This window comes from Mycobacterium paraseoulense, from assembly GCF_010731655.1.
Classification (GTDB): Bacteria; Actinomycetota; Actinomycetes; order Mycobacteriales; family Mycobacteriaceae; genus Mycobacterium; species Mycobacterium paraseoulense.
The window spans coordinates 1,132,797-1,149,797 of sequence record NZ_AP022619.1; the positions used below are offsets into that span (position 1 = coordinate 1,132,797).

The window sequence follows — 17,001 nt, forward strand, 5'->3', positions numbered from 1 at the left end:
CGTCCTCACCAACTGACCGGAAGTTCTTTCATGCCATAGATGTTGGCGTCTTTGAACCTCAGCTCCCCGGGCGGGACCGCGAGTTTGAGCCCGGGCAGGCGGCGCGCCAGCGTGGCGAACGCGACCTGCATCTCGACGCGGGCCAGGTTGGCTCCGATGCACTGGTGCACACCATAACCGAAGCCCAAGTGCCCGCGGGTGTTTCGGTCGACGTCGAGGGATTCGGGTTTGTCGACGAATTCGGCATCCCAGTTCCCGGCGAGCAGGCTCATCATGACGTACTCCCCCGCGCGAATCAGCTGACCGCCGATCATCAGGTCTTCGGTCGCCACGCGATCGACCTGGCTGTGCACGATGCTGAGGTAGCGCATGAGCTCTTCGACGGCGTTCGCGATGACGGCCGGGTCCTCCGTCTGCCCGAGTCGCTCGAACACGTCGGGATGTTCCAGGAGCGCAACCGTTCCCAACGAGATCATGTTGGCGGTGGTTTCGTGGCCGGCCTGCATCATGATCACGCTGTTCATGGCCGTGGTGGTGTGGTCGAGTTGGCCCGTCGCCACGTATTCGGTGAGCAGGCGGCTGATCAAGTCGTCGCCCGGTTCGCGCGCTTTGCGTTGCACCAATTCCTCGATGTAGGCGTACATGACCCCGAACGCCTGGCCTTTTTCCTCGTCGGTGGATCTCTGGTCAAGCCCCTTCGTGGTGTTGTGCTGGAAGAGCGCGAGGTCTTCCGGCGGCACCCCCAGCAGCAGCGCGATCACCATCGACGGCACCGGTAAGGCGAATTCGCGCACCAGGTCGGCCGGCGCACCATGGGCGATCATCTGGCCGAGATAGTGATCAACCATTTCCTGGATGTGCGGCCGCATCGATTCGCAACGCCGGAAGGTGAAGTTGCTCGTCATCATGCGCCGCAACCGATGATGTTCGGGATCGTCGGTCCGCGCGAACATCACCGCGACCTTGTTGTCGGCGTCCGTCGGCAGGATCGAGTCCGGAATGGTCTTCGCGGACAAGCGCGGGTCAACCAGCGCCGCCCGGATGTCCTGGTAGCGGCTGACCACCCAGACCGGATTGCCCTGGAACATCGCCCGCCGCAACCCGGGCTGCTCCCGCCACTCCGCGAACTCGGGCGGGGCCGCGAGCGGGCAGTGCGACGGCCGCCGGACGGGCAGCACGGGAAGGTCCGCGTCGGAGCAGGATTGGGAAATCTCGGAAGATATTGACATGACCCGTATTTCTCGTTAAGTGTCAGATGTCTGCCAGTTGTAGCAGCGTAAGGCCGGGCTAGTTGGCAGTCAACCGTCAGTTAGGCTGTCGGGATGACCGCGGTTGAGGACCGGCCGTTGCGGGCGGACGCGGCGCGCAACGTCGAGCGCATTCTGCGCGCGGCGCGGGACGTCTATGGGGAGCTGGGGCCCGATGCGCCGGCGGAGGCGGTCGCACGGCGCGCGGGCGTCGGTGAGCGCACCCTTTACCGCAGGTTTCCGACGAAGGCCGACCTGGTGCGGGCCGCCCTGGATCAAAGCATCGCCGAGGACCTCACGCCGGTGATCGAAAACGCCCGCCGTGCCGATGACCCGCTGCGGGGCCTTACCCAACTGATCGAAGCGGCGATCTCGCTGGGGGCCCGCGAGCATAACCTACTCACCGCCGCGCGCCGCGCCGGGTCACTCACGTCCGACATCTCGGTTTCGCTCAACGCCGCGCTTGGCGAGCTGGCCCGCGAGGGCCAGCGAGCCGGCAGCATCCGCGCCGATCTGGTCACCGACGACCTGCCTCGCCTGGTCGCGATGCTCTTCAGCGTGCTGTCGACCATGGATGCGGACAGCGACGGCTGGCGACGTTACGTCGCCCTCGTTGTCGATGCGATATCGGTCAACGCACGCCAGCCGTTGCCCCCGCCCGCGCCGCTGCGGTATGTGGTCGGGCCGAATAGCTGGCCGCTGTAAGCGTTCTAGTTGATTGTTACGCCGGCGTCGACCTTGAACTGCAAGCCCGTCACATGGCGGGACTCGTCGGATAGCAGGAACAGCACCGCGTGGCTGACCTCTAGGGGCTCGATGGCCGGGGTGGGCATCGCATTGACGAAGATGGGGATCAGGTCGGGCCGCAATTCGCCCAGAGCGGCCCCGATCGACGGCGGGATCATGCCGGTGGGAGATCCCGTCGGATGCACCGAGTTGACCCGAACATTCTGGGCGGCCAATTCGTTGGCCAACGCCAAGGTCAAACCCACGACACCATGCTTCGCGGCTGTGTAAGGCAGCTGCAGCGGAAAGCCTTTGATGGCGCCGGCAGAGCTGATATTGACCAGGCTGCCGCCGCCTTGGTCAAGCAAGTGGGGTATGGCCGCCGCGCAGGTGTTCCACACCCCGATGAGATTGACGTCGACCACGGTGCGCCAGTCCTCGAGAGTCGTCTTGTCCCACGGCGCAACCGTCAGCACACCGGCGTTGGCGACGGCGCCATCCAAACCGCCGAGAACCGCGACACCGTCATCGACCGTCTCGCGGAGCTCGGCCGCGTTGCGGACGTCGACGACCCGACTCACACAACGGCGGCCGAATTCACGAACCAGCCGCACCGTCTCGTCGAGGTCTTGCTCTGTGGCCAAGGGATATTCGATCTCGGGCAGAGATCGGCAGATGTCGACCAGGATGAGGTCGGCGCCCTCCTCGGCAAGCCGGAGCGCGTGGCTGCGCCCCATCCCGCGGGCGGCACCGGTAATCAGAAAGCGTTTACCGGCAACACGTCCCGGATGTGGCGCCACCCGGCTACCGCTCGTTCCACATCAGGCCACGCATCGTCGCGGACAGCGGGATGTCCTCCACCCCGATCAGTCCTTGGGGCGCGCGGCACACCCAGTCGATCGCATTGACGGCCCGGCCCGCCGTCGAGATGCAGCCCGCATCAGTGGAATCGAAGAGGGGGTGGGAAACGTGGGTGTTGATTTCCACCCGCGGTTCGCCCTCCACGACGACGCGGTGCACCCCGGTGTGCCCCTCGGGCGGGAACTCCCAGTCCGGCGCCGCGGCCTGGGTGAGCCTGGTGACGTGCTCGAGGGTGATCACCGGGTTGTCATTGATCACCCCCTCGGTGGCAAAGCGCACCGCGCCCATCTGTCCCGGCTCCACCGTCATCATCGTGCATTCGATTCGTTCCGGCGTATACCACGGTTCGACGCGCTGGCGCACGTCGTCCAGTTTGATGTCGAGATTGTCCGCCAGGCTGCGGACCTGACCGCCCCACATCGACACGATCACCCCGGGCAGGAACATCATCGGCGAGTCGTCGTCCGGCGTTGTCCCGAATCCCATTGCTGCGCCGGTGAACTCGGCGTCGTCATAGTTTGCGTAGTCGAAGATCTCCTGCACGGTGATCGACGAGATGCGGGTGGTCAGGCTGGCGGCGGCGTGCACCAGCGTATCGCCGGAGAAACCGGGGTCGATGCCGTTGACGTAGAGCGAGGTCTCACCGGCCGCACAGGCACGCTCCAGGGGTTCGCGGAGCCAGTCGTCGGCGTGGCGAGGCGTGACGAGCCAGACCATCGACGTGCCGACGACGTTGGTGCCCGCCGCAAGGAACTTGGCCATCTCTGCGATGGCTTCCATCGGCCGAGTCTCACCCTGAGACGTGTACACCACGCAGTCGGCACCGAGGGCTACCAGCGCGTCGATGTCGTCGGTGGCGATGACGCCGGTCGGCTTGTCCAGTCCGCACAACTGCGCTGCATCCTGGCCGATCTTCTCGGCGCTGGCGGCGTGCACGCCGACCAGTTCGAGGTCCGGTCTGCCGATGATGGCCCGCAACGAGTGCCGGCCCACATTTCCGGTCGAGAACTGAATGACTCTGCGCACGGCTACCCTCGTCCTTCCAGCGGCGGGTGATGACCCATCATGGCGCGTTCAATCACAGCGCGGGTCAGTAGTCGGGTATCGGCAGCGGTGAATTATTCGAGTCGATGCCGCCGTCGACATGGAAAATCGCGTTGGTCGCATAGCAATCGCGTGTGCAGAGGTACACGGCGAGCCGGCCGAGGTCCTCGACGTCGCCCAGGCGGTGCAGCGGGGTGGCTTCTTGCATCTTCTCCAGCGACCCGGGCATCAGATCCAGGCTGCCCTTCAGGCCGTCCGTGGCGAACGAACCCAGGGCGATGGCGTTGACGCGAATCTTCGGGGCGAGTTCCTGAGCCATCGCGCGGGTAAGCGCTTCGAGGCCCCCCTTCGCGACGCAATACGCCGTCAGCGCCCGTATGCCGAACCTGGCCGAGCCCGACGAGATATTGATGATGGAACCGCGCCCGGCGGCGAGCATGTGCGGGGCAGCGAGCTGGCTCATGATGAAGGCGGAGGTCACACACCAGTCGAACGTGTGGCGGAAATCCTCGTCGGTGATATCCAGAAACCGCGCGTAGGTCGACCCACCGACGTTGTTGACCAGAATGTCTATCCGGCCGAGGCGCTCCATCGCCGTGTTCACGACCCGTTCTCCGTCCGGACGAGACATCGCGTCCGCGACGACCGCCAGCCCCTTGCCGCCCGCGGACTCGATACCCTCGATCGTGCCAACGATATCGGCCTCGGTACGCGCGGTCCCGACAACCGTGACCCCGGCCTCCGCCAATACCCGGGCGATGCCTGCCCCGACGCCCTTCCCGGCACCCGTGACGATCGCAACCTGTCCGTCCAACCGGAACTGCTCCAATGCCATGCCGGGACTCCTTCGACCGCGTGCGACGGGTGCGCCGTTCAATCTATGAACGTTGCTGACTAAAGTCAACGAATTCACGCGGTCGGGACCAGACGCGGTGTGCCCAGTCCGACAATGTCCAAGTAGTGCAAGCCTTTCTGACCAGGACACGGCATACTGATCGAGGTAACCCTGAAACTCAGGCATGAGTCAGGTCAACGTGTGAGGAACGAAATGGCTGTCACAGACCGGCTGTCGGCACGAGAAGCGAAGCGCCTGCAGACAAGGGAACGATTGATGGGCGCCGCGATCGCGGAGTTCGCCCGGGCCGGCATGGCAGAGGCCGACGTCAGTGCCATCGTAGCCGCCGCAGGCGTCGCCCACGGAACCTTCTTCTTCCACTTCCCCACCAAGGAGCACGTGCTGCTGGAGCTGGAACGCCGCGAAGAGGACCGCATCGCCAAGCAGTTCGCGCAATTCCTCAAGGCCAAGCACGATCTGGCTTCCGCTCTGAATGAGGCGGTCCGCCTGGTCATCGGACTGGAACGCCGGCTGGGCGATCTGCTCTTCAACGACTTTCTCGCGCTGCACTTCTCACAAACTCGTCCGCCGACCGAAGACGGCAGGGATCACCCCTTGATCGTCTTGGTCGCCCAGGAGATCGCGCAGGCTCAAGAACGCGGCGAGGTTGATCCCGACGTCAGCCCGATGAACAGCGCGGTTTTCTTCTTGCTTGGCCTCTACTCCCTGTTGATCACGACCAACCACTGGCCGACGGGCCGCGCACTGCTGGAGGATTACGTCGCGCGGACGTTGCGCAGTATGCGGCCCTGAGGCAGGCGCTTCACGGACGAATCACGCCGCGCAGCGGAATGAGCCCAAGTTCGTTGTGGGACATGAAGCCCGGTGGGGCGTCGCAGACGGCGGGAATGGCGTTCGCGGGGCCCATCGCGGTCCAGGTATAGCCGGGCAACGCGTAACCGCCATGCGGGTCCTGGGCCCCCTGGAGGATCAGCTCGGTGGACGAGTCACCCTCGATCACGATGCGGTAGTGATAGTGCTGAGGCCAATTCTCCGGTGGCTCAATGGCATCGTAGGTGTCCATCGTGTAGATCTCGTGAAAGACGATGAGCGGGCGCCCCTTGACCCAGGCGGTCCATTTGTGATGCTGGCGGGCGACGGTGCCCGCCTTGATCACTCCCTTGAAGCCCGGCATGTCGCTGGTCTCGGATCCCTCGAAGGGAATGTCGCGCGTCGCGACCCCGAGTTCAACCTCCGTCGTGTACCTTTCGACCGTCTCGCCCATGTGCTCGACGATCATCGCCATCGACTGTGCGAACAGGGGCCACGCTTGGCCCAGCAGATTCGGGCCGTCCTCGAAACCGGCCGGATCGCTCCCCATCCCCATCTCGAACAAGTACTTCAGGGTGTCCCTGCCGAAATTCACAACCTCGTAGATGTGGATGGTGTCGATCTGGCTGACGATCCGGGCCAACGTCAGGACTAGCAGGTCGCCCGCAAATCCGGGGTTGATTCCCCCTGCGTGGAATGAAGTACCACCCTCTAGGCACGCGGCGTGAATCTTGTCGATATCCGCCCGACTGTGCTCGGTTCGGTACCACCACGCGCCGCCCGACGCGACCACGTTCTTCCCCCCGCGCAGCAGCCGGCAGACCTCGTCGGGATCGGACCACAGCGGCGCGTAGAACACGCAGTCGGCATCGAGAGCCTCGATGGCCGTTTTGTCGTCGGTGGCGAGCACGCCGGTCGGTGGCGCGCCGCACAGCTCGCCGGCGTCTTTGCCGACCTTTTCGGGTCGATTGCAGAGCACCCCGACCAGTTCGTAGGCGGGGTTATGGGCAAAGTGACGAAGCGCCACCGTTCCGACATTGCCGACGCCCCATTGGATCACGCGGTACTTCCGCTCGGCCGACGATTTTGGGGCCGCGGTCTTGTCTTGGGTGAGCGTCATCGCTACTCCTTTGCATGCACCGGCTGCGCTATCACGAACGAGCGTTCTCGCCGGCACACCAGGCCTGAATGGCAGGGCGCCTGCCGAGCGTAGGCGCGGGCCGATTGATGTGTCAACGACCAACCACCTGACTTACGTCAGTTAATGACACGAGTACATCGAGCCGATCGCCGTCAGTCCTGGCCCGGACGGTATGCCAGTCGTTCTCCTAGAATGCATGCTAATGCAGCGAGCCGACAGCGCATTGGGCATCCCCAGCCCTGCTTGGTTAGCACTTCTGCTGACTACAGTCAGCCTGTTATAGTGCACAGGCCGATCCAAAGCGTCGACGACGGGGAGGGTGTGTGAATCCGCCGAAGCTGGACCACCGCGATGCCGGCATCGGCACGGCCGCCGGCCCGACCCGCCCGGCCGCCGGTCTGACCATCGACGAGCACATGGAGCGGTCGCAACTGGCGCAGCGTCGGGCCGACAAGTGGCTCATCTCCGGCAGCCTCCTGATCGGCACCGCGGCCCTGGGTGTCTTCGGGTTGCCGCTGTTTCTCTGGGGGGTCCGATTGCTGCGCCGGGCCCAGCGAGATGGCCTGTCCGTACGGCCGATGTTGGTCACGCTGCTCGGATATCTGGTCATCATCGACGCCGCCATCAACACCGTCGGATGGGCGCTTGACCTGGTGGCAAACCACACACTGCTGGCACGCGTGCTACTCAATGGCTGGGGCAACATGTTCGACGCCGGCTATTTCTGGCACTACAACGAGCTGTGGGTCGGCGGCGCGGCCGGTCCGGGCGAAAAGGCCTGGGAAGTCGGGCTCATCCTGACCGTGTTCACGATGCGCATCGCCGCGGCCATCGGCTTCCTGCAGATGAAACGGTGGGGCCATCAGTGGATGGTCGTCACGTGCTGGATGGGCGTGGTGATCTGGATCGGCTACGTCTTCAACATGACCATGTTCGCCGACGTGCGCTACGCCGGCGTCGTGCTGCCGGTCGTCGGCTGGTGGCTGTACGACATCTTCTACATCACCCCGTTCCTCGCCATCCCGTATCTGCACACCGTGAACCGAGAACTGTTCTCCGACTGACATGCGCGAGCTGAAATCGATTACGTCACCGAGGAGGTCACGTCGTGGGCTATCTGTGGGAAATCTTTCGCTATGTCGCCGCTTGGGGCGGCACCGGGCTGATCATCTGGTTCTGGTACTGGTTGTTCTCCAACATCGGCACGTTCTGACCGGTGGAACCGGCGGTCGGACGGCGAGGATGTCGGTCGATGCCTGAGGATTCACACGCGATGGCGCTGGAGCGGAGTTGCTCGGTGACGGCGGTCGCGCTCAGTGAGTGTCGTCGCGAGGGTGTCCGGCTCGTCACCGGTGAGCGGCGCAGTTTCGGGTTGAACGCGGCGCTGACGTTCGTTCATGTCCCCTACCCAGCGCTGCCGGGTTGGACCCGCAGGGCCCTGACATGCGGTGTGGCCCTGCAATGTTCGCCGTCGAAAGAACGCGTTCTCGAACATCGCCTGAACGAGTTGTCCCCACGCGAGTTGCGCGCGCTCACGCTTGTCGAAGGCGCCGTCGCGCTCGGCTGGATCGCCTCGCGGTGGCCGGGGCTGCTGCCCGAGCTGCAACGGTTACTTCCGGAATTTCGTCCCGAACCCGGCGATACGCCCGCCGGGCAGATGTTCGGCCGGGCGATGGCGTTGGCGCGCACGAAGCGGCGCTTGACGATTGATCCGCTGCTGGGCCATCTGCCGCTGGCCCACACGATGCCGCACGGCCTGACGGACAGGCTGCGCCGCAGCGTTGGCCGGATGCCCTGGACTAGCACGCAGAAACGTCTGCCGCGGCCGTACTCGGTTCCCGTCGGCGGCGACGGGGGCGTCCGCAACCCCAACCTGCCGCCACCGAGCCGTCCGCAGGACAACGATTTGGACGTCACGCCAGAACACCGGCCCGGCATCCCCTATCCCGAATGGAACATGTGGACACAGCGTTTTATGCGCGATCACGTGGCTGTGATCGAGCGCACGGATGACCGGCGCACCCGCCGTCCGGTGCACGTAGCCGTCGACGTGCGCAAGTGGTTCGAAGAACACACGCATCGCGCGATGACGAACCGCCTCGAAGACGGCTCCGATCTCGATGTCGACCAATACGTCAACCACTACGTCGACCTGACCACCGGCGAGGCCAAGGAGCCCAAGATCTTCCGCGACTTGCTGCCCAGCGGCCGCGACGTCACCACGGCCGTGCTGCTCGACGGCAGTTCGTCGCTGGGGGTACACCGCGGACGCATCTTCCAACTGGAATTGGCCTGCGCGGACGCGCTTTCACGGGCCATGACGCTCGCGCACGAGCGACACGGCGTGTTCGTCTTCACCGGCAATACCCGCCACCGAGTCGAAGTCCAGTGCCTGAAGGACTTCGAGGACCGCCGCTTCGTAGTTCCGAGCGGGCTCGGGCTGTCCACCCGCGGATACACCAGACTCGGTGCGCCGCTGCGCCATTTGACCAGCCGACTCCTCGCGCAGCCCTCCGAGCGGCGACTGCTGATCGTCATCGGCGACGGGCTGATCTCCGACGAAGGTTACGAGGGCCGCTACGCCTGGGCGGATGTCGCGCACGCCGTCGAGGAGGCCGGCGACGCCGGGGTGTCGATGTATTACGTCGGCGTAGGACCCACCCGCGTCGATCCCCTTCCGGAAGTGTTCGGGCCCCGGCGTTCCCAACGGATCCGGCGCGTAGAGGAGCTCCCGCGGGTGTTGGCTCACGTCCACCGTGAACTGGTCGCCGCATGAACGCCGCCACCGACATATATTTCGCGAACGGCAATGAGGTCCAGCTGTTCGAGCAGGCCTTCCGTCAGCGCCTGCCCGTGATGCTCACCGGACCGACCGGATGCGGCAAAACACGATTCGTCGAGCACATGGGCCTGCTGTTGCGACGACCGGTCGTCACCATCAGTTGCCACGACGACCTCACCAGCTCCGATCTCGTCGGCCGCTTCATGGTGACCGGCGGCGACGTGGTCTGGACCGATGGACCGCTGACCCGCGCCGTCAAGGCCGGCGCTATCTGCTACCTCGACGAAGTCGTCGAAGCTCGCCACGACTCGTTGGCCATCCTGCACTCGCTCACCGACCACCGCCGGTCGCTGTATCTCGATCGAGCCGGCGAAGTCGTGACCGCGCCGGAGGAGTTCATGCTGGTGTGTTCCTACAACCCGGCGTACCGCAGCTCGCTCAAGGAGCTCAAACCGTCATTCCGGCAACGGTTCGTCACGCTCACGATGAGGTATCTGCCGCCTGAGCGCGAGGCCGAAGTGATTGTCGCCGAAGCCGGAATTCCCATCGCGACGGCACGGCGGCTGGTCGGATGCGCGGTTGCCATTCGCACCGCCGACGAAGCCTTTCACTTCGAGCCGCCGTCCACCCGGGTGCTGGTCACGGCCGCACACATGATCGCTGCCGGCGCAACCGAATTGGATGCGGCCGACGCCTGCATACTCGCGCCACTGAGCACCGACGGCGCGGTCACCGACGGCCTACGCGAAGTCGCGGCGGCCAGCCTGGCCGCCACGGACACCCCGAGCGCAACCCCCTAGGAAAGGAGTCCGGCATGGACCGACAGGAGCAGAAGCGCAAACGGGCGCTCATCGTCTTCCAGATCTTCATCTACGGCTACCTGCTGGTGATGTTCGGCATCCAGCTGTACATGTCGTTCGCCCGGGGGTGGTGGGACTTGTGAACCTGCCTCTGCTCAAACGCAATTCGGACGGAGGACCGACCGGCACCGGATCGGTCAGCCTCGAGGATCACCACGACGAGTCCCGCCAAGCGCAGCGTCGGGCCGATAAGTGGATGATCATCGGCGCCGCCCTGATGGGCATGTGGGCGCCGGGGCTCATCGGATTTCCCATCTTCATGCGTGGGGTGTGGCTGCAGCGCCAAGCGCTGCGCGCCGGCTTGTCGGTCCGGCCCATGATCGTGACGCTGATCGGTTATCTGGTCCTGATCGACGGAATGCTCAACAGTCTCGGCTGGGCTCTGGACCTGGTCGCCAACCACACGCTGATCAACCGGGTGCTGATGGTTGGGTGGGGCAACATGTTTGATGCCGGCTACTTCTGGCACTACAACGAGCTCTGGGTCGGCGGTGCGGCGGGACCGGGCGAGAAGGCCTACGTGGCGGGGCTGATCCTCACGGTGTTCTCGATGCGGGTGGCCGCGGCAATCGGGTTCCTGCAGATGAAACGGTGGGGCCATCAGTGGATGATCGTCACCTGCTGGATGGGCGTGGTGATTTGGTCGGCCTACGTGTTCAACATGACCATGTTCGCCGACGTGCGCTACGCCGGCGTCGTCTTCCCGGTCGTCGGCTGGTGGCTCTACGACATCTTCTACATCACCCCCTTCCTCGCCATCCCGTATCTGCACACCGTCAACCGCGAAATCTTCACCGACTAGGTCTCAAGGAGGGTTGCCATGACCGCCTCATCTCCCACGGAAGAACAGGAACCGGCCACGGATCTCGAGCCGGGAACCACTCCGTACTACGCGCGTATGCACAAATGGATCAAGCGGGCCGTCTTGGTCTGCCTGGTGGCACTGGTGATCGAAGGCGCGTTCACGTTGCCGTTCATGGCGGTCTATTACGGCTACCCCACGCTCAGCCTCACCCAGATCTGCAGCGAACTGCTCAAGATTCGCTACTCGAACGACACGCTGGAGTGCAAGTACCCCTACCCGCCATTCGGGCCGCCCGAGGGCGCCGAGGGAAAGGCCACCGCGCAGGACGTGTGGGGTATCCAGCCGATACCGAAGTATCACCGGCTCGGGTTCCGCGAGCTCGTCAAGATCCACAACGAACGGCTGGCCCGGCAGGCCGCCCAACAGCATTCGGCGCCGCACCCGTGACCTATCGGGTCGTGCAATGGACGACGGGCAACGTCGGCAAGAGTTCGGTGCGCGCGATCGCCTCGAACCCGGCGCTGGAGCTGGTCGGATGTTACGCCTGGTCGCCGGGGAAGGTCGGGTGCGATGTGGGCGAGCTGTGCGGGATTGAACCCCTCGATGTGAAGGCCACCAACGACATCGAGGCCCTGCTCGCGCTCAAGCCCGACTGCGTGGTCTACAACCCGATGTTCGCCGACGTCGACGAGCTGGTCCGCATCCTCGGTGCGGGCGTTAACGTCGTGGGCACGGCCGGGTTCATCACCGGCCACTTTCTCGGCGCGGGTCGCGATCGCATCGCCGAGGCCTGCCGGCAGGGCGGGTCAACCATCTTCGGCAGCGGCATCAATCCGGGGTTCGTGCAACTGTTCGCGATCGTGTCGGCCGGGCTGTCGGATCGAGTCGACAAGGTATCCATGCTGGAATCCGTTGACACGACGATCTACAACTCGCCGGCCACCGAGATACCGATGGGCTTCGGCTATCCCGTCGACCAGCCCGATCTGCCGGCGATCACCGCCAAGGGTTCGGGCGTCTTCCGGGACGCCGTGTTGCTGGTCGCCGACGCTCTGGGCGCCGACCTCGACGACGTGCGTTGCGAAGTCGAGTATGCCAGCACCACCGAAGACCTCCATCTTCCCGGCGACTGGACGATCGCCAAAGGCTGCGTCGCGGGGGTGGACGTCCGGTGGAAGGGGATCGCCCTCGACCGCGAGGTCATCGAAATCCGTGGGCGCTGGCGCAAGGGTCAAACGTTGGACCCGGACTGGCCGCTGGACATGGGCTACACCATCGAGGTTCAAGGGCGACCGACCATCAAGACCACGCTGAGTTTCCTTCCACCGCCAGACTTTCAGGGCGAGACGTTGGACGACTACATCATGTTGGGTCTCACGATCACCGCCATGCCGGCGATCACCGCGATACCCGCCGTCGTCGCCGCCCCACCCGGCATCGCCACCTACAACGACCTACCGCTGCTCCTTCCCCGCGGAGTGCTGGCACGAAATTGAGAGGACGTGGCTTTGATGCCCCAGACCAAACATCACGCGCCGCCTGCCCCCGGGCCCGGTGCGCCCAGTGTCTTCGACGCCGGCCTCCCGACGCTCGAATATGACATCACCGAATCACCGCACGAGGTGTATCCCCGCATCCGGGCCGCGCAGCGGCAGGGCCCGATCGCCATCGGCCCGATCGGCCCGGAAGTCCTTTCCTACGAGCTCGCCCGCGCCATCCTGCGCGACACCCGATTTGTGATCCCCCCCGGATTGCATCTGGCGGCGCAAGGCGTGACCTCGGGTCCGCTCTGGGACAGAGTCGTCGGCAGCATCATCTGCGCCGAGGGCGCCGAACATCATCGACTGCGAAGCCTGGTGTCGAGGGCCTTCACACCGCGGGCGACCGCGCGGTTGTACGACACCATCGACGAAGTGGTCAACGAACTCGTCGATGGCGTCGCCGACACCGGCCGCTGCGACGTCGTCACCGATATCGCCCGTCAGTACCCGATCCCCATCATCTGCGCGCTGCTGGGTGCGCCCCGCGGAAGCTGGGAACAGTTCTCCCACTGGGCCGAAACCATTTTCAAGATGGTGAACTTTTCGGTGAATCTCGTCGACGAAATGCCCGCGGTCCTTGAGGGCTGGGCCGAGCTCGACGCTTATGTCGATGAAATGGTGGCCGAACGACGACACCGGCTGACGGACGACTTGCTGTCCGATCTCATCCGCGCCGAGGACCCGACTCGTCGAGGCGATCGGCTCAATGCCGACGAACTGCGGATGACCGTGGCCGGATTGTTGCTTGCCGGAACGGATACCACGCGCAACCAGCTGGCCGCCTCCATGCAGGTACTCCTCGATCACCCCGAGCAGTGGGCCATGTTAAGTGCGCACCCCGAGCTCGCCGCACCGGCGGTCGAGGAGAGCATGCGCCACTCCCCCGCAGTGTGCAACACCGTCCGCACGGTGCACGAAGACGTGGAATTGGGCGGCTACTCGTTCCCCAGCGGCACCTACCTCGTGGTGAATTCATTTGCCGCCAACCGTGATCCGGCCATCTATCCAGATCCCGACCGCTTCGACATCACCCGCACGGAAGCGCCTGCGGTGCTGACGTTCGGTGGCGGCGTGCACTATTGCCTGGGCGCCAGCCTGGCCAGACTGGAGCTGGCCGAAGGTCTCAAGATATTGGCGCAGCGGCTGCCGAATGCCCACCGTGTCGGCCCGGCTCCGTGGAAACCGATGCTCGGCATGAGCGGTCCGACAAGCCTTCTCGTGGAGTTCGACCGCCAATGACGATCTCACGAGTGCGCTTGGAGGTCACCGATGAATGACTCATCGCCGCGCCTGCATCACGTCGTCTTCGCGGTGGCAAGTGAACGACATGACGCTGTGGGACGACTATTTACCGAGCTGGGCTTCAGCTTCGACGAGATCAACTTGGACGAACTGGGGCTTCGGGTGCTCCTGGATTGGAATCGGGGGATCGAGCTGATCAGCCCGCATCCCTCGTCCACCGCCACGGTGGCCACCTCGGTGGCCGAGTTCTTGGCGAGCCATGGCGACGGCGTCTACACCGTGGTGGTGCAGGTCGAAGCGGCGTCACAGGCCGACGAGATCGCCGAGCGTTACGGGTCCATCACGCGCTTCCGGCAAGGCTTCGAGGGCGAGGGCAATTACCTGGAGGAAATCGACCTGTCGGTGTGCGGCCTGCCGCTTACCTTCCTGTCGACCAACCTGCCCTGAGGCACCGGCTCAGCGGATCAAGGACGGGCTGTCCGCCGCGGCAGTTCCAGCAGGCGGATCTCGCCCGAGGCGCCGTCGACCTCGACGAGGGCGCCGGGCGGCAACGACTTGGTGGCTCCCTGCACGTCCACCACGCAGGGGAAGCCGAATTCGCGGGCCACCACGGCGGCGTGTGACATCGGGCCGCCGAGTTCGGTCACCACAGCGGCGGCGTAACAGAAAGCCGCGGTGTACCCGACGTCGGTGACCTCCGCGACCAGAACTTCGCCGGGTCGCAGGTCGTCGATGGTGTCGGGCCGCACGATTCGCACGCGGCCGCGCACCTTGCCCCCGCATACGCCGACACCGCGCAGGGTTTCCCCGCTGGTGAGAACGGCGGTCGCCGTCGTCGTCGGTTGCCAGGTCCCGCTGAACACCGTCGGCGGAACCACGGCGACCAACCGGCGTTGTTCGGCGCGGCGACGGGCCACCAGCGCCCCGACATCCGCCGGCAGCGCATCGAGCTCATCCACCAGCAGATAGAACACATCGTCGGCGGTATCGAAGATTCCGGCCTCGACCAGCCTGCGCCCGTACTCGCGCATCAGGTTGCGCAGTACCCAGTTGGCCCGCACCACTTTGTCGCGACGGACCTCGCGGTCGCGCAGTTGGCGGCCCGCCAGCTGAGCAATTGGCTTGGCGTGCATGGGGATCACGGCACGCGGCGGCTGGGGCGCCGGAGGGACGCTCATCGCTCGGGTCACCATCCGGACGACCAGCTCGGGATCATCGGCGTAACTGATCGACAGCATCTCGAGTTCGGCCGGGCCGCGATGCCCGATCAACGCCAGCTCGGCCAGCACGGCGGCGTGAAACTCCGGCGCCTCGACGGCCAGCTTGCCCAGCCGCTCCCCCGGTTCGGCCAGCAGCGCGGTCACTTTCGGGTCGCGTTGTGCGGCGACCACCAACCGCTGGATCGCCTCGACCGATCGCGCACTGACTAATTCGGGCCCCGCCGGCGCAGCGGTCTCCCGCCCACACAGGCCGCGCAGCAGGACGTTGAACGCGGCGCACAGCATGAACGACGCCGATGCCAGCACCCAGCCGTACACCACATCGTCGCGCGCCAACGAGATCAGGCTGAGCAGCCGACGATCGTCCAGCCGGGTGGCGTCGTCGGCCAGGCGTTCGAGGCGATCGACATCGCCGACGAACTCGTGGGTGTCCCTCGACGACCCGGCGGACAGCCCGATGAGGTTGACGCCGAATACCCCGATGTTGCGAATGGTCCGCAGTTGCTTTCGGATTCGGCTTGTTTCGGAACTCGGCCGCTCCTCACCGAAGATCGGCAGCGACGCCATGCTGGGGCCGAAAAATCCGCTGTTGCTGACGATCGTCGCGGGCTTGGCAAACGGTACGGTCTCGGCCATGTAATGCGCCGAGGTGATGGCCCCGTAGAGCCGGTGGGCGAACACGGCGACGGTCCGCGTGGCGATCTCACGCTGGATAATGCCGCCGGGGCGCAGCCGCTCGGCGATGGCGACTCCGCCGGCGCGCAGCCCGCGTACGGTCACCGACGCCGACGCCGGCGAGAACGGGCCCGGCAGCGCCTCCGACAAATTGGTGGCCAGAAAAGTCGGGAAGCGCGGGTCGATCGGGGTATCGAACTCGCCGTTGTCTCCGGCTGGGCCAGCCCAATCGGGCTTCACCCCGTCCTCGGTCGGCGCGTCGACGGACGGAAGGTCGTCGACGGTGGCCATCCGCCACGGTAGCGACACCACCCGCTTGCCCAGGGTGACCCGGCCGCGCACCGACCGCGCGAAATCCTCGACGCATTCACCGGAGTTCCACGCGGCACGGAATCCCCACTGCTCACGCAACCGCGCGGTATCCATGAACGCCGCGCCGTGCACGAGTTGCAGCTCGGCCGGTCCAAGGCCCAACCGCACGACGGGGCGTCCAACCGCCGCGGCAACCCGCCGGAAGGTCAGCTCGCCCGGGGCCGCGAGATTGACCGGGCCGCTGCCGATTTCGCTGTCCACGATCGCCCGGTTGAATAGCCGAAGGGCGTCGTCGAGGTGGACGACCTGCATGAGACGGTCGGCCGACCCGTCGGGGAATGCCGGCCGCGCCAGCAGCCGACGCACCCAGTTATCGACGCTTCGGCCGAGAATCAGCGCGGAGCGGATGGCGACCCATTGCAAATCCGATTCCTCGAGCATCCGCTCGACCCGAGCCTTGTGTCGACCGTCGGCGCTGACCGGTGTTGTCTCGTCGTGCTCGGTCCGGGGCGCGTTTCCGCCCCCGTAAACCTGTGCCGACGACGCGAAGACGATCCTCCTGGCTCCGGTGCCAGCCACCGCCGCCAGCAGATTGCGGGTGCCCTCGATGTTGACCTGCTCGCTGATGCGGGCCTCGGGACCCGGGCTGTTCGCCCAGGCGAGGTGCGCGACGGCCTCGGCGCCGGCGACCGCGCGGCTGACCGCATCGGTGTCGCGGATGTCGGCCGCGACGAATTCGGCCGCGCTCGGCCAGCTTTCGGGTCTGCGGCGGGCGATCCCGACGACGTCGTGGCCCTGGCTGAGCAGGCGGAGGGCCAGGCCCCGGCCGAGCACGCCGCTCGCCCCGGTGATGGCGATCCTCACTGAATGCCCTTGTTC

General features: G+C 65.5%; 17 protein-coding genes. 11 read left to right on the top strand and 6 right to left on the bottom strand.

The features are described 5' to 3' along the window. Positions 1-5: 5 nt before the first annotated feature. On the bottom strand, positions 6-1,229 hold the full coding sequence (locus G6N51_RS04995) for a cytochrome P450 (RefSeq protein ID WP_167528573.1): 1,224 nt from the start codon (positions 1,227-1,229) through the stop codon (positions 6-8). Between the two features lie 93 nt (positions 1,230-1,322). Between G6N51_RS04995 and G6N51_RS05000 the strand changes: the two genes are divergently transcribed. After that, positions 1,323-1,952: a TetR/AcrR family transcriptional regulator gene (locus G6N51_RS05000; protein WP_083170968.1), complete on the top strand. Its 630-nt coding sequence runs from the start codon at positions 1,323-1,325 to the stop codon at positions 1,950-1,952. A 5-nt stretch (positions 1,953-1,957) separates the two neighbouring features. On the opposite strand, the gene G6N51_RS05005 is transcribed toward G6N51_RS05000, so the two are convergent. From G6N51_RS05005 to G6N51_RS05015, 3 genes are all read right to left on the bottom strand, one after another. Beyond that, on the bottom strand, positions 1,958-2,773 hold the full coding sequence (locus G6N51_RS05005; RefSeq protein WP_264054614.1) for a mycofactocin-coupled SDR family oxidoreductase: 816 nt from the start codon (positions 2,771-2,773) through the stop codon (positions 1,958-1,960). Between the two features lie 4 nt (positions 2,774-2,777). Beyond that, a complete protein-coding gene (locus G6N51_RS05010; RefSeq protein WP_083170972.1) occupies positions 2,778-3,860 on the bottom strand; it encodes an NAD(P)H-dependent amine dehydrogenase family protein in 1,083 nt (360 codons plus the stop codon). A 64-nt stretch (positions 3,861-3,924) separates the two neighbouring features. Then, entirely contained in the window at positions 3,925-4,713 is a 789-nt protein-coding gene (locus G6N51_RS05015) for an SDR family NAD(P)-dependent oxidoreductase (protein ID WP_083170974.1), read from the bottom strand. A 213-nt stretch (positions 4,714-4,926) separates the two neighbouring features. Here G6N51_RS05015 and G6N51_RS05020 point away from each other — a divergent pair, with 213 nt between their 5' ends. Continuing rightward, positions 4,927-5,526, top strand: a complete 600-nt coding sequence (locus tag G6N51_RS05020) for a TetR/AcrR family transcriptional regulator (protein WP_083170976.1) — start codon at positions 4,927-4,929, stop codon at positions 5,524-5,526. A gap of 10 nt (positions 5,527-5,536) precedes the next feature. Here G6N51_RS05020 and G6N51_RS05025 read toward each other — a convergent pair whose 3' ends face one another. Continuing rightward, the gene (locus tag G6N51_RS05025) at positions 5,537-6,664 is read right to left on the bottom strand and encodes an NAD(P)H-dependent amine dehydrogenase family protein (RefSeq protein ID WP_083170978.1); all 1,128 of its coding nucleotides are present in this window, start codon (positions 6,662-6,664) and stop codon (positions 5,537-5,539) included. A gap of 437 nt (positions 6,665-7,101) precedes the next feature. Between G6N51_RS05025 and G6N51_RS05030 the strand changes: the two genes are divergently transcribed. From G6N51_RS05030 to G6N51_RS05065, 9 genes are all read left to right on the top strand, one after another. After that, positions 7,102-7,749 carry a hypothetical protein gene (locus G6N51_RS05030; protein ID WP_142274905.1) on the top strand — a complete coding sequence of 216 codons (648 nt, stop codon included), beginning with the start codon at positions 7,102-7,104 and terminating at the stop codon, positions 7,747-7,749. Between the two features lie 188 nt (positions 7,750-7,937). Further along, positions 7,938-9,461 (top strand): nitric oxide reductase activation protein NorD, encoded by a 1,524-nt coding sequence (locus G6N51_RS05035; protein WP_083170980.1) that lies wholly within the window; start codon positions 7,938-7,940, stop codon positions 9,459-9,461. Beyond that, the gene (locus tag G6N51_RS05040; RefSeq protein ID WP_083170982.1) at positions 9,458-10,267 is read left to right on the top strand and encodes a CbbQ/NirQ/NorQ/GpvN family protein; all 810 of its coding nucleotides are present in this window, start codon (positions 9,458-9,460) and stop codon (positions 10,265-10,267) included. The genes G6N51_RS05035 and G6N51_RS05040 overlap by 4 nt, the downstream gene beginning before the upstream one ends. Before the next feature lie 14 nt (positions 10,268-10,281). Then, entirely contained in the window at positions 10,282-10,410 is a 129-nt protein-coding gene (locus G6N51_RS29405) for a hypothetical protein (protein WP_255361089.1), read from the top strand. Then, positions 10,407-11,129 carry a hypothetical protein gene (locus G6N51_RS05045; RefSeq protein WP_083170984.1) on the top strand — a complete coding sequence of 241 codons (723 nt, stop codon included), beginning with the start codon at positions 10,407-10,409 and terminating at the stop codon, positions 11,127-11,129. The genes G6N51_RS29405 and G6N51_RS05045 overlap by 4 nt, the downstream gene beginning before the upstream one ends. Positions 11,130-11,147: 18 nt before the next feature. Further along, positions 11,148-11,579, top strand: a complete 432-nt coding sequence (locus tag G6N51_RS05050) for a hypothetical protein (protein WP_083170986.1) — start codon at positions 11,148-11,150, stop codon at positions 11,577-11,579. Further along, the gene (locus G6N51_RS05055; protein ID WP_083170988.1) at positions 11,576-12,628 is read left to right on the top strand and encodes an NAD(P)H-dependent amine dehydrogenase family protein; all 1,053 of its coding nucleotides are present in this window, start codon (positions 11,576-11,578) and stop codon (positions 12,626-12,628) included. The genes G6N51_RS05050 and G6N51_RS05055 overlap by 4 nt, the downstream gene beginning before the upstream one ends. Before the next feature lie 15 nt (positions 12,629-12,643). Further along, a complete protein-coding gene (locus G6N51_RS05060; RefSeq protein WP_083170990.1) occupies positions 12,644-13,912 on the top strand; it encodes a cytochrome P450 in 1,269 nt (422 codons plus the stop codon). A gap of 30 nt (positions 13,913-13,942) precedes the next feature. Further along, positions 13,943-14,362, top strand: a complete 420-nt coding sequence (locus G6N51_RS05065) for a hypothetical protein (protein ID WP_083170992.1) — start codon at positions 13,943-13,945, stop codon at positions 14,360-14,362. 17 nt (positions 14,363-14,379) lie between these two features. On the opposite strand, the gene G6N51_RS05070 is transcribed toward G6N51_RS05065, so the two are convergent. Further along, positions 14,380-16,986, bottom strand: a complete 2,607-nt coding sequence (locus G6N51_RS05070) for a sugar epimerase family protein (RefSeq protein ID WP_083170994.1) — start codon at positions 16,984-16,986, stop codon at positions 14,380-14,382. Positions 16,987-17,001: the final 15 nt, after the last annotated feature.